This is a genomic window from Larkinella terrae (assembly GCF_009668025.1).
GTDB lineage: Bacteria > Bacteroidota > Bacteroidia > Cytophagales > Spirosomataceae > Larkinella > Larkinella terrae.
Window position 1 is genome coordinate 537,602 of sequence record NZ_WJXZ01000001.1, and the last position, 22,059, is coordinate 559,660.

General features: G+C 52.4%; 19 protein-coding genes. 12 read left to right on the plus strand and 7 right to left on the minus strand.

What is annotated here, in order from left to right:
- Positions 1–11 precede the first annotated feature (11 nt).
- Entirely contained in the window at positions 12–497 is a 486-nt protein-coding gene (locus GJJ30_RS02155; protein WP_154172673.1) for a methyltransferase family protein, read from the plus strand.
- A 36-nt stretch (positions 498–533) separates the two neighbouring features.
- On the opposite strand, the gene GJJ30_RS02160 is transcribed toward GJJ30_RS02155, so the two are convergent.
- Positions 534–1,382, minus strand: a complete 849-nt coding sequence (locus tag GJJ30_RS02160; protein ID WP_154172675.1) for an FtsZ/tubulin family protein — start codon at positions 1,380–1,382, stop codon at positions 534–536.
- 326 nt (positions 1,383–1,708) lie between these two features.
- Between GJJ30_RS02160 and GJJ30_RS02165 the strand changes: the two genes are divergently transcribed.
- Positions 1,709–2,842, plus strand: coding sequence for an ATP-binding protein (locus tag GJJ30_RS02165; protein WP_154172677.1), 1,134 nt, complete (start codon positions 1,709–1,711; stop codon positions 2,840–2,842).
- A gap of 15 nt (positions 2,843–2,857) precedes the next feature.
- On the opposite strand, the gene GJJ30_RS02170 is transcribed toward GJJ30_RS02165, so the two are convergent.
- Entirely contained in the window at positions 2,858–4,228 is a 1,371-nt protein-coding gene (locus GJJ30_RS02170; protein WP_229312905.1) for a DUF3748 domain-containing protein, read from the minus strand.
- Positions 4,229–4,397: 169 nt separating this feature from the next.
- Positions 4,398–5,264 (minus strand): AraC family transcriptional regulator, encoded by an 867-nt coding sequence (locus GJJ30_RS02175; protein ID WP_154172679.1) that lies wholly within the window; start codon positions 5,262–5,264, stop codon positions 4,398–4,400.
- 235 nt (positions 5,265–5,499) lie between these two features.
- On the opposite strand from GJJ30_RS02175, the gene GJJ30_RS02180 reads away from it, so the two are divergent.
- From GJJ30_RS02180 to GJJ30_RS02200, 5 genes are all read left to right on the plus strand, one after another.
- Entirely contained in the window at positions 5,500–7,098 is a 1,599-nt protein-coding gene (locus GJJ30_RS02180) for a sodium:solute symporter family protein (RefSeq protein ID WP_154172682.1), read from the plus strand.
- Between the two features lie 168 nt (positions 7,099–7,266).
- Complete coding sequence (locus GJJ30_RS02185) at positions 7,267–8,238, plus strand: dihydrodipicolinate synthase family protein (protein ID WP_154172684.1); 972 nt, start codon at positions 7,267–7,269, stop codon at positions 8,236–8,238.
- A 149-nt stretch (positions 8,239–8,387) separates the two neighbouring features.
- Positions 8,388–10,409, plus strand: coding sequence for an SUMF1/EgtB/PvdO family nonheme iron enzyme (locus tag GJJ30_RS02190; protein WP_154172686.1), 2,022 nt, complete (start codon positions 8,388–8,390; stop codon positions 10,407–10,409).
- A gap of 196 nt (positions 10,410–10,605) precedes the next feature.
- On the plus strand, positions 10,606–11,565 hold the full coding sequence (locus tag GJJ30_RS02195; RefSeq protein WP_154172688.1) for a nitrilase family protein: 960 nt from the start codon (positions 10,606–10,608) through the stop codon (positions 11,563–11,565).
- 28 nt (positions 11,566–11,593) lie between these two features.
- Positions 11,594–13,060 (plus strand): glycoside hydrolase family 28 protein, encoded by a 1,467-nt coding sequence (locus GJJ30_RS02200; RefSeq protein WP_154172690.1) that lies wholly within the window; start codon positions 11,594–11,596, stop codon positions 13,058–13,060.
- 194 nt (positions 13,061–13,254) lie between these two features.
- Here the strand turns inward: GJJ30_RS02200 and GJJ30_RS02205 are convergent, their stop codons facing one another.
- The gene (locus GJJ30_RS02205; RefSeq protein ID WP_154172692.1) at positions 13,255–14,424 is read right to left on the minus strand and encodes a sialidase family protein; all 1,170 of its coding nucleotides are present in this window, start codon (positions 14,422–14,424) and stop codon (positions 13,255–13,257) included.
- A 122-nt stretch (positions 14,425–14,546) separates the two neighbouring features.
- Here GJJ30_RS02205 and GJJ30_RS02210 point away from each other — a divergent pair, with 122 nt between their 5' ends.
- Positions 14,547–15,164 carry a trimeric intracellular cation channel family protein gene (locus GJJ30_RS02210; protein ID WP_154172694.1) on the plus strand — a complete coding sequence of 206 codons (618 nt, stop codon included), beginning with the start codon at positions 14,547–14,549 and terminating at the stop codon, positions 15,162–15,164.
- On the opposite strand, the gene GJJ30_RS02215 is transcribed toward GJJ30_RS02210, so the two are convergent.
- Entirely contained in the window at positions 15,158–15,622 is a 465-nt protein-coding gene (locus tag GJJ30_RS02215; RefSeq protein WP_124875013.1) for an Lrp/AsnC family transcriptional regulator, read from the minus strand. The two genes, GJJ30_RS02210 and GJJ30_RS02215, sit on opposite strands and share 7 nt — an antisense overlap.
- A 216-nt stretch (positions 15,623–15,838) precedes the next feature.
- On the opposite strand from GJJ30_RS02215, the gene GJJ30_RS02220 reads away from it, so the two are divergent.
- A complete protein-coding gene (locus GJJ30_RS02220; protein WP_154172697.1) occupies positions 15,839–16,801 on the plus strand; it encodes an NAD-dependent epimerase/dehydratase family protein in 963 nt (320 codons plus the stop codon).
- Between the two features lie 88 nt (positions 16,802–16,889).
- Positions 16,890–18,092 (plus strand): glycine C-acetyltransferase, encoded by a 1,203-nt coding sequence (kbl, locus tag GJJ30_RS02225; RefSeq protein WP_154172699.1) that lies wholly within the window; start codon positions 16,890–16,892, stop codon positions 18,090–18,092.
- 295 nt (positions 18,093–18,387) lie between these two features.
- Here kbl and GJJ30_RS02230 read toward each other — a convergent pair whose 3' ends face one another.
- Entirely contained in the window at positions 18,388–19,176 is a 789-nt protein-coding gene (locus tag GJJ30_RS02230) for an alpha/beta hydrolase (protein WP_154172701.1), read from the minus strand.
- A 220-nt stretch (positions 19,177–19,396) separates the two neighbouring features.
- On the opposite strand from GJJ30_RS02230, the gene GJJ30_RS02235 reads away from it, so the two are divergent.
- Positions 19,397–19,672, plus strand: coding sequence for a hypothetical protein (locus tag GJJ30_RS02235; protein ID WP_154172703.1), 276 nt, complete (start codon positions 19,397–19,399; stop codon positions 19,670–19,672).
- A gap of 27 nt (positions 19,673–19,699) precedes the next feature.
- Here the strand turns inward: GJJ30_RS02235 and GJJ30_RS02240 are convergent, their stop codons facing one another.
- On the minus strand, positions 19,700–20,314 hold the full coding sequence (locus GJJ30_RS02240; RefSeq protein ID WP_229312906.1) for a Crp/Fnr family transcriptional regulator: 615 nt from the start codon (positions 20,312–20,314) through the stop codon (positions 19,700–19,702).
- Positions 20,315–20,754: 440 nt separating this feature from the next.
- On the opposite strand from GJJ30_RS02240, the gene GJJ30_RS02245 reads away from it, so the two are divergent.
- A complete protein-coding gene (locus tag GJJ30_RS02245; RefSeq protein WP_154172705.1) occupies positions 20,755–21,975 on the plus strand; it encodes an NADP-dependent isocitrate dehydrogenase in 1,221 nt (406 codons plus the stop codon).
- Positions 21,976–22,059 lie beyond the last annotated feature (84 nt).

Sequence of the window (22,059 nt, forward strand, 5' to 3'; positions counted from 1 at the left end):
ATCGGTAAAAGATGAAACCGGTTATTCAATCGCTTTTCCTGCGCAATCTCTTTTTTACGCTGCTTCAACCCGGCATCGTAACCGGTTTAATTCCTTATTTAATCGTCAGAAATCAGTTACGAAGTCTGTTTGCTAAACCGTTCGAAATTCACCATTATCTCGGAATCGGAATCTGGTTTTTGGGACTCATCATCCTGACTGATTGCATCATCCGGTTTGCCACGGAGGGTCGGGGAACCATCTCACCCGCTGATCCAACCAAACGGCTGGTCGTCAAAGGCTTGTACCGGTTTTCCCGAAACCCGATGTACGTGGGGGTAATGCTTGTTTTGATTGGAGAAGCGGTTTTCTGTCCGGCCATCGCCTTGTGGATGTATACGATTTCCGTTTTTATCGCGGTCAGTGTATTTGTCATTACCCACGAAGAACCGCGTTTGCGAAACGATTTTGGGGCCGACTATGAAGAATACTGCCGACGCGTAAGACGATGGATCTAAGAAAATTTCGGCCGCAGGAATTCGATTTTAAAAAAATCAATGTCCCATTGGAGTCCAGAGAAGGATGGTCATTTTAAGCCGATCCGCCAACGCATGGTCCTCCGTGTAAACCGTTTTGAAGAGTCGGGGCAGTGATCCGATCTGGTCGGTAAGCCCTTTTACCAGCGTATGTTGTTCCCGCATACGTACCGGGTTAACCGGACTCCCACTCAGATTCAACAGAATCCGATCAACACCCTGCATTGCAAACGGAAATGCCGCCAATTGGTCGATAATTCCGGCTAAAACCGCTTCACTTCTTTGTTCTCCACCCGCTTCCTCTTCCACAACTGCCATTCGACCCATGCCACGCATGACATAGGCGACGTCCGAAAAATCCACGGTATCCCAACTGGCCCGGCACATGGCAACTAATCCACGAATTGCCCTTTCCATCGAATAAACAGGCGTGTCAACACCAGCAGCCGTGGATCGCACGACGATCAGGCCGTCGCATAAGCTATTCATTCTCTGCAAAGTAGCTTCATCCGGAATGGCCGCGACAGCCAGGATGGCCACACACCGCCGATCCATAGCCCGAATTTGTTGAGCCACCCATGTAGTAGTACGACTTATTCCGTCATCATCCAACTCGGCAACGATAAAGACCAGTTCGGTTGATTCCACTGTTCGACTGATTTCCTCCGTTAGCCGTTGGTCAGCCTGCGCAATCTCTGCTTCGTTCTGAGCCAGCCGTATTTTGACAGGAATGAAGGACGCGTTCAGGGCGGTTACGTTGTCCAGACAAATCACAAACCGGCTATTTTGCATTCCTGATTGGTAGATTTTTTCCAGAACTGCTCCACCGGTTGTACCAATACCAATGATTGTAAAAAAGTCTTCCATTGTCATTAAGTCGACGCTAAACGGGTGATTGTGTACTAAAACCATTCAAATGTACCCTGCCGGGCTGGATTAGCAATTCAGCCCGGCACAAAATACGTTGGTTTTTACTTGCCCTATTTCAACACAAACAACTGCAAAACCGCCCTTTTTCCGTCGTAACGTACCGGTTATAGCCAATCATATCGCCTTTGTTCGACCGGACGATTCCGTTCCAGACTTTTGAGTCGTCTGATGAGTCTGTTCTAAAAACAAGTAAAAATCAAAATTTAGTGATTGTAATCGACAAATTTTAGTTAATTTGTCGATTACAATCACTAAATTAAGAAATGATTGCTCGCTTTTTAGAAAATCAACTTCGTAAACGCTGGGATTCCGGAAAAGCATTGGTAGTGATGGGACCACGGCAAGTGGGGAAAACGACGCTTTTACGCAAACTCTGTGACGAGGAGGGCGCTTATCTCCTGCTCAATGCCGACGAAATCGACGTCCGAAACCAGCTTGAAAACATAAATCTGGCCCGGCTTCGTCAGCTCATCGGCCCAAACCGGGTGGTTTTTATTAATGAAGCCCAACGAGTTCCGAATATTGGCTTGACACTCAAACTCATTACGGATCAGCTCCCGGCCATTCGGTTGCTGGTGAGCGGTTCTTCGTCATTTGACTTAGCCAATGAAATCAATGAACCATTGACCGGGCGAAAATGGGAGTTTCGGCTCTATCCTATCTCGTGGCAGGAATTGGTTGGCAGTATCGGTTTTCTGGACGCCCGGCGACAGTTGGAAACACGGCTTCTCTACGGTTTTTATCCCGAAGTCGTCACCAGCCTTGGCGACGAACGGGCAATCTTGCAACAACTCAGCAGCAGCTATCTCTACAAAGATCTGCTCACATTTGGTGGCATTCGTCGACCCGAACTGTTGGAAAAGCTGCTCGTCGCGCTGGCATTACAACTTGGTAACGAAGTATCTTACAACGAATTATCCCGAACGCTCCAGGTCGACCGGGCCACCGTAGAGTCCTACGTCAGTCTATTGGAAAAAGCCTTTGTCATCTTCCGGCTACAGCCGTTCAGCCGAAACTTACGGAACGAAATCAGCAGCAGCCGGAAGATTTATTTCTATGATAACGGTATTCGAAACGCCATTCTCGCCGACTTCAAACCCCTCAGTTTGCGAGCCGATGTAGGCGCTTTGTGGGAGAATTTTTTAGTCAGCGAGCGGCAAAAAGTACTTCATTATCAGCAAATTTGGGCTAAACCTTACTTCTGGCGCACGCACCAGCAGCAGGAGATCGATTATGTAGAAGAGCAGGACGGAGCTTTACGGGCCTGGGAATTCAAGTGGAACCCCAACGCTAAAATCCGGTTTCCTAAAACATTCACCGAAGCCTACCATCCATCCCAGACGGAAGTTATCCACCCGAATAATTTTGAGGAATTTGTTGGAATGGTGCCCGCTTAGATTCGTTCACTTTTCTTATTTCAACACAAACAACTGCAAAAACCGGCCCTTCTCCGTCGTGATGTACCGGTTATAACCAATCATATCGCCTTTATTCGACCAGACGATTCCGTTATGGGGTTTTGCGTCGTCCGACGAGCGGGGTGTCAGGCGTTTGAATTCGCCGGTCGCTACTTCGGTGATAAACACGCTGTTGTCGGCGGCATAGGCCACCCAGCGGCCGTCGGGGCTGAAATTGAAGGTCGTCTGAATCGAAAACGGTTGTTTGGTCAGTTGCCGGATGGCACCGCCGTTGGGCGACACACCAAATAACTGAATCGTTCCGGCGGCATCTTTCGCCAGAAAACCGATCACCGAGCCGTCGGGGGGCGTCCGGAGCCAGTGCCGGGGACCTTCCGCGCCGTGTTCCGTAAACGTAATCCGGCGCTGCGTCACGCCTTTCGGCGGATTCGGGCGCGTCGTAGCAGTTCCTTCCAGCGGCTGACCGTCAGCGGCTTGTGTGAGGTTGTCGGGCAAATCGGCCACGAAAATTTCCGTAACGGTTTTGCCTTCCTTATTCCGCACATTTCCCTGAAAAGCGATGGCGCGATTCTGCCGTGTACCGTCCGGTTTTACGTACCCATTGCTGCCAATCCATCCCTCGTCAAACGCCTTGTCAATTTCGTCGCTGCCCGGTTTGGGATTTTCGGTCGCCCGGGTGACCAACACCGAAAACAGCTCACCCGAATTGTTTTCCAGCGAACCGTCGTCGGACACGTTCACCTTGCCGAACGGCGCCATGACGCCCACCACGCGCAGATCCTTCACCGCCGGATTGGTTTTGCTCAGTTGATTGATAGGGTAATCGTTGTACGTAAAGCTGATCCACTGGCCGTCGGCGCTCCAGTAGTGCGCGTGCGTACCGCCCCGCAAAGCCCCCGGCGTAAATGGCGGAGTAACATCGCGGGCGTCCAGAAAAATGGGTTTTCCGGGCTGATCGGTGTCGATGGCCACGCCCGTCCGGCGGTCGAAATCGTACGGTTTTTCTTTGTTCGCGTTGCGAATGCCGTGAATAAACAGCACCCGGTTTCGAACGGGCGAAAACGTGGCCGCGCCCACGCCCGGGCCAAACTCAGTCTGGTGTTCGGTTTTGTACAGGGGGCGGATTTCACCGGTTTTCACATTCACCATTTCGATGGCGCCCGTGCCGCCAATGCCGCCGTCCTGGTTCCGGGTGTCGTAAACGATCCACTCGTCGGAGGGTGAAAAAGCCTGATTGTTGTGAATGGTGTGTCCTTTGGTGTCAAATGTCAGTTGGTGTTCAGTGAAATTCATTTTCAAATGCGGTTTAGGAGCGCAGGCCTGAATACCTACGCCAAAGAGAAGCCAGCCGATCCGGGAGTTCATACGATTTACGGTTTTCAATTTTCGGTATACGGAAAAACCGTATACGGTTTACAGTTTACGGTGCGGTTCCCCGCCGGGACTGACGCGTTCCCATTGCGTGCGTCAGCTACCGTAAACCGCATACCGTAAACCGTAAACTATATACCATAAACCCTAAACTTTGTACCATTCACTGAAGATAATTTCGCTTGTATTCGAGGGGGGTAATGCCTTTGACGCGCTTGAAATGGCGGTAGAAGTTCGATAAATTGTTAAAACCGCTCTCAAAACAGATGGCTTCCGCGCTAAGTTTGTTCTCAACCAGCGCCCGGCACGCGTGGCTAACCCGGATTTCGGTCAGAAACTCGTGGTAGGTTTTGTGGGTCATCAGTTTAAAATACCGGCAAAAGGACGTCACGCTGAGGTTGGCAACGGAAGCAATTTCGTCGAGGGTGATTTCCCGGGCGTAATTGGCCAGCGTATGGCTGTAGACTTTATTCAGCCGTACGGTTTCCAGTTCGTTCGATTGGTAGAAAACCCGTTCCGACGTAATTGTTTCCAGTTCATCGGATTGCGCCAGTACTTCCAGAATCGACAGCAACACGATCAGCCGGTGCAGCGGTTTGGCTTCCACCGCCCTGTGCAGCAACTCGGCCACTTTTTCGCAGGTTTCGCCTTTGATCAGCAAGCCTCGCAACGCCTTTTCGTACAGCCGCCGAATGGGTTGGGTTTCAGCCAGATTCAGAAAATCGCGGCCCAGACAATCCGGCCGGAACTGCATCACGATCGCTTCGACCAGATTGTCTGGGTCTTCCCGAAAATAGGCTTCATTACACCGCCAGGTGTGCGGCAGGTTCTCGCCCACCAGCAGCATCTCCCCCGCCGAAAAATTACTGACATCGTCGCCAATAAACCGAACGCCCTCGCCCCGAATCACGTAATGTAACTCCAGTTCGGGATGATAATGCCAGATGTTGCCAAAATTGGCCTTAACGTCGTGCCGGATGCTGAACGAATCCTGGGCGTTGACGGGTACCTTGTAAAAATGCGCCTTCATTCTTCAATCACTCGAATATGATAAATTCGTACATTAACTAGCAAAAACTCCACATCCTAGTTGCCACTTTATGTCGTACTTTTGCCAGTAAAATGAAATAAAATACCTGTGCAGTCATAAAAGTGTGGTCGCAAGCTAAGCAAGAAGCACTTAAAATTGCTGCTGGTAAAAAAATAATTCTTAAAATTTACCGTAACTCGTACCCGATTAAAAACCGGTAACGGAATCGAAATCAATGAAAACGCTTCCCGTTGTAGATTTGCTGGTTATTGTCGCCTATCTGGTCGGGATGGTTGCCGTTGGTGTTTATTTTTCCCGCAACAACAAGAGTGCCGATCAGTTCACCAAAGCCTCCGGCAAGATTCCGGGCTGGGCGATCGGCATGTCGATTTACGCGACTTTTCTGAGCAGCAATACTTTTCTGGGCGTTCCGGGCAAAGCCTTTGGCAGTAACTGGAATTCGTTCGTTTTTAGCCTCGCCATGCCGCTTTCGGCCTGGGTAGCCGCCCGGTTTTTCGTTCCGTTTTACCGCCATACCGGCGAAGTTTCGGCCTACACGCACCTCGAACACCGCTTCGGAGCCTGGGCCCGCACCTACGCCGTCGCCTGCTTTCTGCTAACCCAACTCGCCCGCATGGGCTCCATTTTCTTCGGTATCGCCCTCAGTTTGCAGGCGCTGACCGGTTATCCGATGGCGACCATCATGATCGTAGTCGGTATCTGCATCATTCTCTACACGGTCATGGGCGGCATGGAAGCCGTCATCTGGACGGAGGTGGTGCAGGGCGTCATCAAAACCGCCGGAGCGCTGATCATCCTCTGGCTGGTGATCGACGGCATGCCGGGCGGAGTGAACAAAATCGTTGAAATCGGCAAGGCCAATGACAAATTCAGTCTTGGCAGTTTTGCGCCGAACTTCTCTCAGGCCACATTTTGGGTTGTTTTCCTGTACGGTTTTTTCATGAATCTGAACAACTTCGGGATGGATCAGAATTACGTGCAGCGGTACCACACCACCACGTCCGTCAAGGAAGCTACGCGATCGATCTGGCTGTGCGTTTACCTGTACGTACCGGTTTCGCTGATGTTTTTTGTGCTCGGTTCGTGCCTTTACGCCTATTACATGAGCACGCCCGAACTGCTCGACGCCATTCGGCTGCAGGTTGCGGGCGAACGATTGCCCGGCGGCAGTCCCGAAGCCATCCGGCAACTGGCGGCCACGCTGAGCCCGGCCGAATTTGGTGACAAAGTCATGCCGCATTTCATGGTCAACAAGGTTCCGGCGGGCTTGGTCGGACTGATTGTCGCGGCCATTTTGTCGGCGGCCATGAGCACCATCAGCTCCAGCATGAACGCATCGGCCACGGTTTTCTCGGTGGATATTTACAAACGGTATTTGAACCCAAAGATGACGGACGGGCAATCGCTGCGGCTGCTGTACATCGCCACTACGGTTTTTGGGGTGCTGGGCATGATCACCGGTATTGCCATGATTGGTGTCAAAAGCGTGCTCGACATCTGGTGGATGCTGTCCGGAATTTTTGCCGGTGGCATGCTGGGCCTGTTTTTACTGGGGATGATTTCCCGGCAAACCCGGAATACCGAAGCCATCACGGCCACGATCGTCGGCCTGCTGGTCATCGTATGGATGACGTTTTCGCCCCAGATCCCCGACGAATACGCCTTCATTCGCAGCACCTTTCACCAGAATATGATTATGGTAGTCGGCACGCTGACGATTTTTCTGGTCGGCCTGCTACTGACCCGAATCCGCGGCAAGAAGCGGGAACCGGTGTCGGAAGTCAACCCAAAAGATACGGTTCTTAAACTATAAACTATTGCTAATACCCGTTTTTATCTATTCCTAAACCGCTTAACTAACCCAATTTAAAAGTTTCTTTTCTGTTTCTAAACCCTAACTCATTGCCCAGCCCGTCCTCCACCGCCCTTCCTGAAGGGGCGGTGGGCAGGGTTACGTTCTTTTTTCACTCTTTTTTTCACTATGCCTTCCTCACCATCTCCAGCCGGATCGTTACCACGCGGTTTCATCCCGGTTATGCTCACTCCTTTTCAGGAAACCGGTGCCGTCGATAGCTCGACGCTCGCCCAACTGACCGAATTTTACATCGAAGCCGGTGCTGCCGGTTTATTTGCCAACTGCCTCTCCAGCGAGATGTATGAGCTGACGGAAGATGAACGGCTGGCGGTGACCAAACTCGTGGTCGATCAGACGGCGGGACGCGTGCCCGTGGTTGCTACCGGAACCTTCGGCGGCCCAATTGCCCAACAAGCAGACTTCATTAAGCGTATCTATGCTACCGGTGTACAGGCGGTTATTGTAATCACCAGCCTGATTGCCGATGCCGACGAATCCGATGCGGTTTTTCTGGAACGGATGCACGAGCTGATTGCATTGACCGACGACATTCCGCTCGGTTTTTACGAATGCCCGGTTCCGTATAAGCGCCTGATCAACAGCGACATTCTGAAAGAACTACTCCCCACCGGACGACTCATTTACCACAAAGACACCTGCCTGGACGAAGCCGAAGTGGCCCGCCGGATTGCCGTTGGTTCGGGTTACAAGTTTGGATTATACGATGCGTACATGGTCAACGCGGTATCGTCGCTGCGGGCCGGAGCCGCCGGTTTGTCGTGTATTCAGGGCAACGAATTCCCGGAACTGATCGTCTGGCTGGCCGCTAACTACGACAATGCCGACCGGCAGGATGACGTCGACCGGGTGCAGCAGTTCTTCGTCGATTGCATGGATCTGGTGCATACCGCCTACCCGACCATTGCAAAATACACCCTGCAAAAACGCGGATTACCCATTTCGCTTTACACCCGCCGGGACGTCGGCCTGCTGACGACGGGGTTACAGAACGACATGGACGCGCTGGTCGAAACCGCCAATCAACTCCAACTGGAACTGGGCATTGAGTCGGTTTTCGCGGGAAAACTAATCGAATAAATAAAACCGGATAGGAACACGGCCGGGTCGCCGTTGCGATTGAACGGATGGAACGGATTCGCGCGGATTAAAATCTGTGTAAATCCGTTTTATCCATTAAATCGCAACGGCGACCCGGCCGTGTTCCTATTCTTCTTATTAATCCTTCTATGAAATACTCTTTTCTGCTCGTTTTATCCGTTCTAGGAGCTTTAACCGCCCATGCGCAGGAAACCAATTCCGTTGGCATGAAGCTGGTGCCGATTCCGGCCGGGCGGTATTATAGGGGGTCGGAAGGCGAAGGCGAAAATGCCGACGAAGCCCCCGTTCACCGCGTTACCATCAGCAAGCCGTTCCGGATGGCGGTGACCGAAGTCACGAATGCGCAGTACGAAGCCTTTGATCCGGAACACAAAAAACTGCGCGGAAAAGCCGGTTTTTCGAAAGACGACGACGAAGCCGTCATTTTCGTGAGTTACCCCGAAGCGGTGGCCTATTGCGAATGGCTGAGTAAAAAAGAAGGAAAACCGTATCGGCTGCCGACCGAAGCCGAGTGGGAATACGCCTGCCACGCCGGAACCGTCACCGATTTTTCGACCGGGCGGTTTTTGCCCGCGAGCTACCAGAAAAGTCAGAAAACCGACCGCACGCCCGTCGTTGTTTCGCTGAAAGTGGGCCAGAATCCGGCCAATCAATGGGGTGTGCAGGATTTGCACGGTAACGTCGAGGAATGGTGTTCGGACTGGTACGGACCCTACGAAGCCGCCGAGCAGCGCGATCCGGTGGGCCGGGCTTCCGGTCTGTATCGGGTGACGCGCGGAGGCAGCCACGGCACGCCCATGAACTTCCTGCGGGCGACCAACCGGCTCGCCATGATCCCCGAAGACAAACACTGGCTGGTGGGTTTCCGGGTGGTTCAGGCCGAAAAACCGGTCAGCCAGCCGCTGCCCGCCATTCCGCCGAAAGCCAACGCGCAGAACGTTTCGCAAAAACCGTTCGCCTGGAAAGCCGTATCGGCCACGCAGCCGGTTTTTCTGGAACCGATTCGGTACGTCAACAAACCGGCCTGCGACGCGGGCGTTCCGTATTATTCGCACAACCACCAACCGGCCATTACCTGGGCGTCGAACGGCGATTTGCTGGCCATCTGGTTTTCGACCGAACGGGAATCGGGGCGCGAAATGACGGTGGTTGCCAGCCGCTTACGGGCCGGACAGCAAAAATGGGATGCGCCCTCGGAGTTTTTTAAAGTGCCGGACCGCAACATGACGGGCAGTTCGCTTTTCCACGACGGAAAAGGCACGATTTACCATATGAACGGCGTCGAAGCCAGCGGAGACTGGCAGAATCTGGCGATGGTTTTGCGCACCAGCCACGACAACGGCGCGACCTGGTCGGCCCCGAAACTGGTGGCACCGGAACACGAAAAGCGGCATCAGGTGATTGCCGGTTTGTTCCAGACGCAGGAAGGCTGGCTGGTGCAGGCGTGTGATGCCGACGCGGGCCCAACGGGCGGAACGGCGGTTCACGTCAGCAAAGACGGCGGCAAAACCTGGGTGGCACCGTATACCGATCCGCAAAAACCGGATTACAAAACCGGTGCGTCGGGCGGTTTGATTGCCGGGATTCACGCGGGGGTTACGCAGCTGAAAGACGGCCGTCTAATGGCGCTGGGGCGTAACGACAATGTTTCCGGTGCGGATGGAATCGCGAAAATGCCGATGAGTACTTCGGCGGATATGGGCAAAACCTGGACGTATTCGCCCTCCGAATTTCCGCCGATTGCGGGCGGCCAACGGCTGATTCTACGCCGACTGAACGAAGGACCGCTAATGGTTATCGCGTTCACGCACCATCCCGAAGAGCCCGACGAAAGCAAAAAAGGCATGCTTTTCACCGACGCCAGCGGCAAATCGTTCAAAGGCTACGGTATGTACGCGGCTTTGTCGTTCGACGAAGGTAAAACCTGGCCGGTCAAGAAGCTCCTGACCGACGGGAAATACCGCTACCTCAACGGCGGTGCCTGGACCGGTGCGTTCGAAATGAATGCCACCAACGCCGAACCGCGCGGGTATCTGGCCCTCACGCAAACCCCGGACAATGTGATCCACCTGATCAGCAGCAGCATTCATTACCGGTTTAATCTGGCGTGGTTGCAGCAAAAGATGCTGGCCGAAGCCGCCAAACAATAGCCCAAAAGAATTATCAGCCCAAGGTTTGAACTGTGGGTTTTCGATATTCAAACCAAAATCTCTAACCGTTTTAACGGTTTTGAAATCCTGAAACCGTTGAACGGTTTGAAAATTGAATTAGCCTTATTCCTTACCGCACGGTTAAAACCGTGGGCTGATACTACGCCAAACCGGATTCTGTCATTACTTTTACGTGATGAAACCGCTTCGCATTGCCACCGCCCAGTTTGAACACCACAACGGGGATAAAGCCTACAACCTTTCCATCATTCGCCAACTGGCCGCACAGGCCGCCCAACAGGGCGCCGATGTCATCGTTTTTCACGAGTGCTCGATCACGGGCTACACCCACGCCCGGCATCTGTCGCGCGAGCAAATGCTGGATATCGCCGAGTTGGTGCCCGGCGGGGAAAGCATTCAGGCCCTGACCGCCATTGCCCGCGAACACCAGATTGTCATTCTGGCGGGTTTGTTCGAAAAAGACGACCAGGATCGCCTGTATAAACCGTACGTTTGCGTCGATGAAAACGGGCTGGTTGCCAAATACCGCAAACTGCATCCGTTCATCAATCCGCACCTGCTGCCGGGTGATCAATACGTCGTTTTCGAGATCAAGGGCTGGAAATGCGGCATTCTGATCTGTTACGACAACAACATCATCGAAAATGTCCGGGCGACAACCCTGCTCGGTGCCGACATTATTTTCATGCCGCACGTCACGATGTGTACGCCCTCCACGCGCCCCGGCGCCGGTTTTGTCGATCCGGCGCTCTGGGAAAACCGGGAGAACGATCCGACCTCGCTGCGGCTGGAATTCGACAGCATGAAAGGGCGTTCGTGGCTGATGAAATGGCTCCCGGCGCGGGCCTACGACAACGGCATTTACGTGGTTTTCTCCAACCCGATCGGTATGGACGACGATCAGCTCAAAAACGGCTGCTCGATGATCATCGACCCGTTCGGCGACGTGCTGGCCGAATGTCGCAAGCTTGACAATGAGTTTGTGATCGCGACCTGTACGCCGGAAAAGTTGACGATGGCGGGCGGTTTTCGCTACAAACAGGCCCGCCGACCCGACCTTTACCGCAACATTATCGGACAACCGCACCAATCTGAACAAAAGGTAGTCTGGCTGCAACCCGACCCTTCATCCTGATTTCTATTTTTCCTAAACCCAACTGTTCATGAAGTTTGTTTACACCTTCCTCTTTTTCTTTTTTGCGACGTTTAGCCTCCAGGCCAAAGATTACCCGGTTTCGCTGTTTGGTATTTATTCGGATGGCGCTACGCTCAACACGCGGTCGATTCAATACGCCATCAATCACATTCACCAGAACGGCGGGGGGCGGCTGGTGTTCAACGTCGGGCGGTTTCTGACGGGTTCGATTCACCTGAAATCCAATGTAACATTGCACCTGGAAGAGGGGGCGGTTTTGCTCGGATCGCTGAATCCGTTCGATTACGACCGGCACGTCTGGACTGCCCTTGTATTCGCGGAAAATCAGCAGAATATTGCCATCACCGGCAAAGGCATCATCGACGGGCAGGGGCGTTATCTGGCCCGCAACGTCATCAATATGATCCAGAAAGGACTCATCAAGGACCAGTTTCGTTTCGACCGGCCCGAAGCCGAAGCCCGGGCGGTTTTGATTTATTTCCGGGGCGACCAACGTGTTAAACTCCAAGGTGTTACGCTCAAAAATTCGGCCAGTTGGGTGCAGATTTATGACCAGTGCAAGAATGTACAGCTCGACGGCATTTCGGTCGATAGCAAAGCCTACTGGAACAACGACGGCATCGATCTGGTGGATTGCGACAGCGTGAGTGTGACTAATTCGTACATCGACTCGGACGACGACGGAATTTGCCTCAAATCGCACGACGCGACGAAGGTTTGCGAAAATATTTACGTCCGCAACTGCACGATCCGGTCCAGCGCCAACGCCATCAAATTCGGCACGGCCAGCTACGGCGGTTTTCGCAACATCAACATGCGCCGGATCAAGGTTTACGACACCTACCGCTCGGCCATTGCGCTCGAAGCCGTTGATGGCGGTTTTATCGAAAACGTGGAAATTGATAGTCTGGAAGCCATTAATACGGGAAATGCGATTTTTCTGCGCATCGGCGAACGCGTGAAAGGCAAAAAAGGGCGGCTGGAAAACGTCCGGCTGACCAACATCCGCGTCGAAGTTCCGGCGACAAAAGCGGATGCCGGTTACGAATACGAAGGGCCGATTGAAGACATGCCCCGCAACGTTTCGCCTTCCTCGATTGTCGGGATGCCCGATGCACTGGTGAACAATGTGACGCTGAAAAACGTCGAAATCATTCAGCCCGGGGGCGGTTCGGCCTCGTTCGCCAACGTGCCGCTCACGGCCCTCGACAAAGTACCCGAAAAACCGACGGCTTACCCGGATTTCTCGATGTTTGGCGAACTTCCGTCCTGGGGTTTTTACCTCCGACACGCCCAAAATATCAAGTTTGAAAACGTCCGGCTGATCTGCCAGAAAAAGGATTACCGCCCCGCCGTGGTCCTCGACGACGTAAAACAGGCCAGCTTGACGCCCATGACAATCACCGATCCGGCTCCGAAAAAGACCCCGGTTTTTGTCAACCAGTCCAGCGGGATTACGTTGCCGAAAAAATAATTATGAGCTGATGAAGTGCCAGCGGCACGGCATGTTTGTAGTCAAAAGGCGGTCCGATTCTCCCGCGTGCCTTTAGGCACGCAACAGGTGCAGGAAATGGCGTACCTAAAGGCACGCGGAAGGAATCGGGCTGTCTTTAGGCTAAAAATATCAGTCCGCTACGCGGCCAACAATTCCATAGTTCGCGTTGATACTCACTCAATCAGCCACTTATACGAAAAGTGGGTGTAGACAATCTTACTATACCTATCTTTTTCATACACAATCCCGATGTTGCCGTCTTTCTGAATCACCAGATCGGAATAGGCCGACGAACCGCTGTAAATTTCCCTGCCGCCCGACCATCTTTTGCCGTCGTCGGTACTGACCCGAACCGTGAGGTTCGTCCGGGTTTTCGGACTGTTGGGATTCGAAAACAGTAATACGGTTTTGCGACGGCTGATGGGGTAGTCGATCATGCTGCCTTCGCAAACCGGGTCGGGCAGATCGGTCGCGATCCGCACCGGTTCCCAGCTTTCTCCACCGGTTTTGGAAAACGACAGCAGGCGGTTTTTCACGTCGCCCGACTGGTTCCGGCTGTTGATCAGCAAACCGCCATCCGAGGTTTCGGCGGCTGTGCTTTCGTTGCTGCCCGGATACGCCACGTCTGGCGTCAGTTTCCAGGTTTTTCCGTGATCGTCGGAGTAAAAACCGTGCGCCCGGCAATCCCGAAACTGGGGTTGCTCTGAACCGGCGGTGTGGTTGGCCGCAACAAAAATCCGGCCTTTGTAGCGTCCTTTTTTCATCTGCAACGCGTGGCCGGGCGTGTTGGCGTACCACCGCCAGTCTTCGGGAAACGCATACGCCGGGTTCACGTCGGGCTGATGGGGCTTGGAAACCTGCGTCGTAATGTTCACGGCATCTGCCCAGGTTTGCCCGCCGTCGGTGCTGGTTTTGTACCAGATCTCCCGAATGCCCCCACCTTTGCGCAGCTCGCTTTCCGACATAACGCCGGTATTATAAACCAGAAACAGCCGTCCCTGCGGGAAATTTTTGTCGGCCAGATCGAAAACCGGGGCCGGATTGCCAGCCTGGAGATTCCCATTGTCGGCGGCAATTTGTAGCGGTCCCCAGGTCCGGCCGTTGTCCTGGCTGATCCGCATGACGATGTCGATATCGCCAAAATCATCGCAGTCCTTCCGGCGACCTTCGGCAAAGGCCAGCAGATTGCCGTTGGGCGCTTTCACAATGGCCGGAATCCGGAAACATTTATACCCATCTTCCCCACTCTGAAAAATGGTGGTTTCCGCGACTGGCGGTTTTTGGTCGGGTAAAACCGTCGGGTTGAGCCCTAAACTGATGGCGAGCAGGAACGCGTGGAACATGGTGGTTCAGGAAGGGTCGGATAGCCGAAGATAGGGGGTCCGGTTTTAAAATCCAAGACCGGTTTCGGCGTTAAACGAGACAAATTTGCCTTCATTTCCGGGAAAAGTAGTTCCTTTGAACCATGACAAGCTGGTATTTCATCGACTTAATCGGAACGGGCGTATTCGCCATTTCAGGGGCGCTTTCGGCCCTGAGCAAAAGGGTGTACCACGATCTGTTTGGAATCTCTTTTATCGGATTTCTAACGGCGGTCGGCGGAGGAACGACCCGTGATATCATCATGGGCGCTCACCCCATTTTCTGGATTCGTGACCCCAACTACATCATCGTCATCATGATGGGCGTGGGTATTGCCATCGTCGGCCGACGCTGGTGGTTTGGCCAGCTTCGACGCCCGTTGCTTTTTTTTGATACCCTTGGCATCGGCATTTATACCATCCTCGGCTTACAGAAAGCGTTGAGTCTGAACGTCAATAACTGGGCGGCCGTCTTATTGGGGGTGATGTCGGCTCTGTTTGGCGGTGTTCTGCGCGACACCCTGGTGAATGACATTCCTTTGATCTTTGAAAAACACGTGTATGCCACGGCTTGCCTGACGGGCGCGCTGCTTTACGTGCTGGGGCGAGAGCTGGCGATTGACCCCACTATTAATTTCCTGATTTCAGCCGCCAGCATTACCATCATCCGTCTGTTGGCCATCCGCAACAACTGGACGCTCCCCCGCATCGGCGATCAGTGAATCGGGTAGCCCAGATCGTGCTTGATTTCTTTCAGAACAAAGGTGCTGTTGAGCGTGCCAATGTTCTCAATTTCAGACAGTTTGTACTTCACAAAGTTGTGATACCGTTCCAGACTGCTGACGTGAATTTTGAGCAGAAAATCGACCTGGCCCGCCATGTGGTAGCATTCCTGCACTTCTTCCAGCTTCTTGATTTCTTCCTCAAACTTGTCAATAAACGCCTTGTCGTGGTAGCGCATTGACACCTGGCAAAACGTGGTGATCGGCTGACCCAGCAGGTTTTTGTCTAAAACCGCCACGTATTGTTTGATAAAACCCAGGTTTTCCAGTCGTTTAATTCGCTCGTAAACCGGTGACAATGTCAGGCTCAATTGAGCCGCTAATTCCTTCGTCGTCAGCTTCGCATCTTCCTGCAAAAGCCGCAACAGTTTCTTGTCGATTTCGTCCAGTTGTTCCATCGCCGAAAATTTTTCTACAATCAATTCTTCCTATTCAATCAATACCGTAATAATATCTTCAATTTTTTAACTTAACCACAATATTAACTGATTTATTGAATGAATATCCAAAAATAATCGGTATAAGTATATTTGTACCATAAACAAAAAACGGTTTGGCACTACACTCGACCGGTTTTTGGCAGTGTTAAGTTTACTCTTCAAACAAACTGGAAAATGAAGCGCGAAACCATTCTCGTGATCGGGGCTAATGGCCAGATCGGAACGGCCTTGCTGCCCCGGCTGCAGGCTATTTACGGGACTCGCTCTGTTGTTGCCGCCGACCTGCGACGGCCTGATCAAGAGCAGGGAATTTTTGAACAAATGGACGCCACCAAAGCCGATGAGCTAACTGAAGTCGTTCGACGTCACCGGGTTACGCAGATTTATCACCTGGCGGCCATTCTTTCGGCCAAAGGTGAAAGTGACCCGATCTGGGCCTGGAACCTGAACATGGCAACGCTGCTCAACGTGCTGGAAGTAGCCCGTGTCAACCGGATTCGGAAGGTTTTTGTACCGAGTTCGATTGCGGCTTTTGGCGACGATGCGCCCAAATACGAAACACCCCAGACGGCCGTGCTCGACCCGGCTACGGTTTATGGCATCAGTAAAGTAGCTGCCGAAAACTGGTCGCTTTATTACCACAAACGCTACGGTCTGGATGTGCGCTCGCTACGGTATCCGGGCCTGATCAGCTACCAGTCGATGCCGGGGGGCGGCACCACCGACTACGCCGTCGCGATTTTTCACGCGGCTGTGCAGGGACAACCGTACGAGTGTTTTTTGTCTGAAAACACACTATTACCGATGATGTATATGGACGACGCACTGCGGGCGACACTCGAACTGATGGAAGCACCCGAAAACCGGATCAAGGTGCGAACGTCTTATAACCTGGCCGGGATGAGTTTTACACCCGCCGACCTAACGGCTTCCATTCAGACGTATTTTCCGGATTTCAAGGTCCGGTATAAACCGGATTTCCGGCAGGCCATTGCCGATTCGTGGCCCAAAACCATCGACGATACGGTGGCCCGGCGCGACTGGGGCTGGAAACCGGAATTCGACCTGCCACACATGACGCAGGAAATGATCACGCAACTTTCGACCAGTTATCACACCCTCGTTCCAACTCATTAAAAAACTGCCCCTAAATCCCCTAAAGGGACTTAATAGATTCAGATCAAAGGTCCCCTTTAGGGGATTTAGGGGCAAACCTAAAAACGATATGTACACGATCAGAAAAGAACTCCAACAGGAACTCGACGCGATTCGGGAAGCCGGTTTGTACAAATCCGAACGGATTATTATTTCGCCCCAATCGTCGGTCATTGCCATTCACGGCGGACGTGAGGTTCTGAACTTCTGCGCCAACAATTACCTGGGTCTGTCATCCCATCCCGACGTGATCAAAGCGGCCCACGAAACGCTGGATACGCACGGTTTTGGCCTGTCATCGGTGCGGTTTATCTGCGGAACGCAGGACATTCACAAGGAGCTGGAACGGAAAACCGCCGAGTTTGTCGGCGCCGAAGACTGCATTCTGTACGCAGCTGCGTTCGATGCCAACGGCGGGGTTTTCGAACCACTGTTGAATGAAGAAGACGCCATTATTTCCGACGAACTGAACCACGCATCAATCATCGACGGCATCCGGTTGTGCAAAGCCCAGCGGTTTCGCTACAAACACAACGACATGGCCGATCTGGAAACGCAGCTGAAAGCAGCCGCGGGCAGTCGGCGGAAACTGATCGTGACAGACGGCGCGTTTTCGATGGACGGCACGATTGCTCAGCTCGATAAAATTTGTGACCTGGCGGATCAATACGGCGCGATGGTGATGGTCGACGAATGCCACGCCAGCGGTTTTCTGGGCAAAACCGGTCGCGGAACGCCGGAATACCGGAATGTTTTTGGCCGCATCGACATCATCACCGGCACCTACGGCAAAGCGCTCGGTGGCGCATCGGGCGGTTTTACCGCAGCCCGGAAAGAGATCGTGGACCTGCTGCGGCAGCGGTCGCGGCCTTATCTGTTCTCGAACACGCTGGCTCCGGCCATTGTCGGCGCGTCGCTGAAAGTGCTGGACATTTTACGGTCGTCGACGGCCCTGCGCGACAAGCTGGAAAGCAACACCCGGTTTTTCCGCGAAGCCATGACAGCCGCCGGTTTTGATATTCTGCCGGGCGAACACCCGATTGTTCCGATCATGCTGTACGACGCGCCACTGGCGCAGGAATTTGCAGCCCGGTTGTTGGACGAAGGCATTTACGTGATCGGGTTCTTTTACCCGGTAGTGCCGAAAGGCAAAGCTCGGATTCGGGTGCAGATTTCGGCCGGTCACGAACCGGAACACCTGGAAAAAGCGGTAGCCGCCTTTACGAAAATCGGCCGGGAGTTGGGGGTTATTCACTCCGAAACGGTTGCCTAAGTCAACCCCGCCGGGGTTGTGTCATGCTGACTATCCGATCTCCCCGAACTGCGTTCGGGGAGATCCAGAGTTAAGTCCTTCGGACTTTCCTCGTATCTAACTTTCTTTTTCGTAGTCTAAGGAAAAAGTCAGAACCAAATCCTTAAGCCCGAAGGGCTTAACTATGGATAACCCCGAATGCAATTCGGGGCAAAGAAGTCTCCCCGATTCACCAACCCCGAAGGGGTTGACTCAATTCCTACAGGTTCGTCCCATAATCACAGCGGTTTGAAATTTCAAACCGCTGTGATCGTTTTCAGGCATTTTTAGTAAGCCAATCCAGGATATAATCGGCATCTTCTTTCCAGGTCGGCTGGCCCAGCACGAAGTGGTTGCGGCCCGGAAATTCCTTGTAATCCAGCACGGAACCGTTGGGCTTATACGCATTGAAATTCCGGCGGTTCAGGTGGGCGGGGATAATGGTATCGATCTCACCGGCGGTAATCAGCAGCGGAGCGTGCGGTTTGGCAAAATCGACATAGGCCGCGCTGGTCAAACCACCCCGGGCGACGGTTTTCGATTCCGGGATCGTGTTTTCTTCGTAGGCTTTTTTCTGCTCTTCCAGCGACATGCCGTTCACGAACGCGTATTGCCAGTCTTTGAACGACATCAGGTAGGTTTTCTTCAGGGAAGTAAATAAGCCCAGCACCTTCCAACCGGCTTTCAGGAACGAGAATTCGTACGGAATAATCCCCTGCGGAGCCACCGGATGAATGGCCACCCCGGCCACGCCCAGCCCACGGTTGATCAGAATCTGGGTAATGAGGCCACCCAGCGAGTGGCCGATGATGATCGGTTTTTCGGGTAATTTTTTGGCAAAATTGGCGTAGTAATCAACGAGTTCCGTTAAGGTCAGGGCGGCTAAATCGGTATCGTTCGGCTGGCGGTTGCGGAGTTCGGCCGCGGTTCCGTTTTTGTACGGCCAGGCTGGGGCGTAGGTTTTGAACCCTTTGCTTTCGAAGTAGGCTTGCCACTCCTTCCAACTGGTGTTAACAACGAAGGCTCCGGTGACAAAGAGGACGGTTTTGGTGCTACTGGCTTTCATGATCGTATTGTTTAAGAGTTCTGTTTTTGTCTGTCGTTCAGCGATTTGAACAGGACAAAGGTCCCCACGATCCGGCTCAATAATTTTAACCTGGGTTAAGAAAGCAAATCCGCCCGAAAAAAATCGCTGTTCTACTCTTAAAGTTTCTCCGTAGCGAGTGACTTCCTGCCGATTTTTCCGTCCAATACTACAAAACCGGCCGATTTCTTTCGTCGCCGGTATGCATCACTCACTCGTATTGGCTCATTCAACCATGATAAAGTACACGCTTGTTTTAGCGGCACTGGCCTGTGTGATGGCCCTGGTTTTCATACTGACCAGCGACACGCTGCGTATTCTCAGTGGTGTGATTACCGTCGGCCTGGTTATATGCGCTGGATTCGTTCACTCGGCGGTCCTGGTAGACGAAGATTATAATCCGATTCCGGATGAGCTCGCTGCACGACAAATTACGTTTTCCCGCCTGAATTCTACAGCTTCGGTAAGCGAATATTAAACCAGAAGGATTCAGCGAATCAGGAAGTTAGCGCTGCATCATTCGTTTTCGAATCCGGCTCAACGACGGTCCCTGAATACCGAGGTACGACGAAATGTGGTAGAGCGGAATCGTGTTGTACAGATCGGGGTGCTGCTCAATCAGTTCCAGATACCGCTGCTCGGGCGTTTTAAACAGAAAATCTTCGGCCCGGTCCATCGCAATATTGAACGCCCGCTCGGCTACCAGTCGACCAAAATGCTCCCACTGCTGGGATTGCGCGTAAAGCTGGTTGATGTGGTTGATATGAATGTACAGAATGGTTGAATCGACCATCGACTCCGTGTAGTAATTGCAGGGCGTCTGGTTCACAAAACTCTTGTAAGAAACGACTATCTGGTTTTTTGAAAAGAAGAAAACGTTCTTTTCCTCAGCGGTTTCGCCGTGGACATAATACGTCCGGAAAACCCCGTCCAGAATAAAACCGAGGTGTTTGCAAACGTTCTTGTACTCGTTATAAAACTCCCCTTTCCGGTAGTTTTTCTTTTGCCAGTACGGAACGGACAGGGCAAAAGCTTCCTCATCCATTCCGGCAAACTGGTTCAGCGCATAGCCCAGCAAGTCGATTTCCGTCATTTCCCTTTCGATAAGCAACGTAGGCATTATCAACAGCCCAAGAATGATAATTGAAAAGTTTTTCCTGGAGTAACCAAATTTTATTTGATCAACAGGCAAGCAATCTACCTGAATATACGGAATAAATTTTTACGTGCCATTCTTTTTATCGATGTGGAGTAAGACGAAAGCCCGAAAGGTCTGACATAGGTTAAATGCAATTAGGGATAAAGTCGCATTCTGGTCTCATTGCCCCCGTTGGCATCGATCCGATTAGTAACTTTAGTCAAACCCGTTGGGGTTGGTGCAACGGTAATGATACCGATTGCCCTGAATACAATTCAGAGTTATCCTTTGTCAAGTCCTTCAGACTTGATTTCTACTGACAATCCCCGCAATTACGATCACAAACGGCCACTACATTATGCCCAGAATTGTTACCTTTGCGGCTGATTTCCTGTAACGTTTCACTTGATTGATATAAACCAATGGAGAAAATTAAAGTGGCAAATCCGGTTGTAGAACTGGATGGTGACGAAATGACCCGAATTATCTGGAAGTTTATCAAAGACAAACTCATCCTGCCGTACATCGACGTTGACATCAAATACTACGATTTGGGCGTTGAATACCGCGATGAGACCAACGACCAGGTGACGATCGATGCCGCCAATGCCATCAAAGAATACGGTGTCGGGATCAAATGCGCCACCATCACGCCCGACGAAGACCGCGTCAAAGAATTCAATCTGAAACAAATGTGGAAATCGCCGAACGGCACCATCCGGAACATTCTGGACGGTACTGTTTTCCGCGAGCCCATCGTCATTAAAAACGTGCCACGTTTAGTGACCAACTGGTCGGCCCCGATCATCGTCGGTCGGCACGCGTTCGGCGACCAATACCGCGCGACGGATTTCATCGTGCCGGGCAAAGGCAAGCTGACGATGAAGTTTGAAGGCGAAGACGGAACCGTTCAGGAATACGGAGTTTACAAATTCCAGGGCCCGGGTGTCGCAATGGGTATGTACAACGTCGACGAGTCGATACGCGGTTTCGCCCACGCTTGTTTCAACATGGCGTTGCAGAAAAAATGGCCGCTGTACCTCTCGACCAAAAACACGATTCTGAAGAAATACGACGGTCGTTTCAAGGATATTTTCCAGGAAATTTACGAAAACGAGTTCAAGGCGAAAGGCGTTCATTACGAACACCGCCTGATCGACGACATGGTGGCCTCCGCCCTGAAATGGGAAGGTAACTTTGTTTGGGCGTGTAAAAACTACGACGGTGACGTTCAGTCGGATACGGTGGCGCAGGGCTTTGGCTCACTCGGTTTGATGACCTCCGTACTCGTTACGCCCGATGGCAAAACGATGGAAGCCGAAGCGGCCCACGGAACCGTAACGCGCCACTACCGCGAACACCAGAAAGGCAACCCGACTTCAACCAACCCGATTGCATCGATTTTTGCCTGGACGCGGGGTCTGGCTTTCCGGGGTAAACTGGACGGCAACCAACCACTGATCGATTTTTCGAACGCCCTGGAAGCGGTTTGTATCGAAACTGTAGAAAGTGGTAAAATGACGAAGGATCTGGCGTTGTCGGCTTATCCGGCGGGCACGAAACTGGTGGCCGGTGAGCACTACCTCAACACCGAGGATTTCCTGGAAGCGCTGGATCAAAACCTGAAAGTGAAGCTGGGCTGATTATCCGCTTTCGTATAAAACAAAAAGACCCGTCAGGTTTTCAAAACCTGACGGGTCTTTTTGTTGCCCCTAAATCCCCTAAAG

Excerpts from the sequence above, each read along its gene's own strand:
- GJJ30_RS02155 (WP_154172673.1), top strand. The coding sequence starts at position 12 with ATGAAACCGGTTATTCAATCGCTTTTCCTGCGCAATCTCTTTTTTACG.
- GJJ30_RS02160 (WP_154172675.1), bottom strand. The coding sequence starts at position 1,382 with ATGGAAGACTTTTTTACAATCATTGGTATTGGTACAACCGGTGGAGCA.
- GJJ30_RS02165 (WP_154172677.1), top strand. The coding sequence starts at position 1,709 with ATGATTGCTCGCTTTTTAGAAAATCAACTTCGTAAACGCTGGGATTCC.
- GJJ30_RS02170 (WP_229312905.1), bottom strand. The coding sequence starts at position 4,228 with ATGAACTCCCGGATCGGCTGGCTTCTCTTTGGCGTAGGTATTCAGGCC.
- GJJ30_RS02175 (WP_154172679.1), bottom strand. The coding sequence starts at position 5,264 with ATGAAGGCGCATTTTTACAAGGTACCCGTCAACGCCCAGGATTCGTTC.
- GJJ30_RS02180 (WP_154172682.1), top strand. The coding sequence starts at position 5,500 with ATGAAAACGCTTCCCGTTGTAGATTTGCTGGTTATTGTCGCCTATCTG.
- GJJ30_RS02185 (WP_154172684.1), top strand. The coding sequence starts at position 7,267 with ATGCCTTCCTCACCATCTCCAGCCGGATCGTTACCACGCGGTTTCATC.
- GJJ30_RS02190 (WP_154172686.1), top strand. The coding sequence starts at position 8,388 with ATGAAATACTCTTTTCTGCTCGTTTTATCCGTTCTAGGAGCTTTAACC.
- GJJ30_RS02195 (WP_154172688.1), top strand. The coding sequence starts at position 10,606 with ATGAAACCGCTTCGCATTGCCACCGCCCAGTTTGAACACCACAACGGG.
- GJJ30_RS02200 (WP_154172690.1), top strand. The coding sequence starts at position 11,594 with ATGAAGTTTGTTTACACCTTCCTCTTTTTCTTTTTTGCGACGTTTAGC.
- GJJ30_RS02205 (WP_154172692.1), bottom strand. The coding sequence starts at position 14,424 with ATGTTCCACGCGTTCCTGCTCGCCATCAGTTTAGGGCTCAACCCGACG.
- GJJ30_RS02210 (WP_154172694.1), top strand. The coding sequence starts at position 14,547 with ATGACAAGCTGGTATTTCATCGACTTAATCGGAACGGGCGTATTCGCC.
- GJJ30_RS02215 (WP_124875013.1), bottom strand. The coding sequence starts at position 15,622 with ATGGAACAACTGGACGAAATCGACAAGAAACTGTTGCGGCTTTTGCAG.
- GJJ30_RS02220 (WP_154172697.1), top strand. The coding sequence starts at position 15,839 with ATGAAGCGCGAAACCATTCTCGTGATCGGGGCTAATGGCCAGATCGGA.
- kbl (WP_154172699.1), top strand. The coding sequence starts at position 16,890 with ATGTACACGATCAGAAAAGAACTCCAACAGGAACTCGACGCGATTCGG.
- GJJ30_RS02230 (WP_154172701.1), bottom strand. The coding sequence starts at position 19,176 with ATGAAAGCCAGTAGCACCAAAACCGTCCTCTTTGTCACCGGAGCCTTC.
- GJJ30_RS02235 (WP_154172703.1), top strand. The coding sequence starts at position 19,397 with ATGCATCACTCACTCGTATTGGCTCATTCAACCATGATAAAGTACACG.
- GJJ30_RS02240 (WP_229312906.1), bottom strand. The coding sequence starts at position 20,314 with ATGCCTACGTTGCTTATCGAAAGGGAAATGACGGAAATCGACTTGCTG.
- GJJ30_RS02245 (WP_154172705.1), top strand. The coding sequence starts at position 20,755 with ATGGAGAAAATTAAAGTGGCAAATCCGGTTGTAGAACTGGATGGTGAC.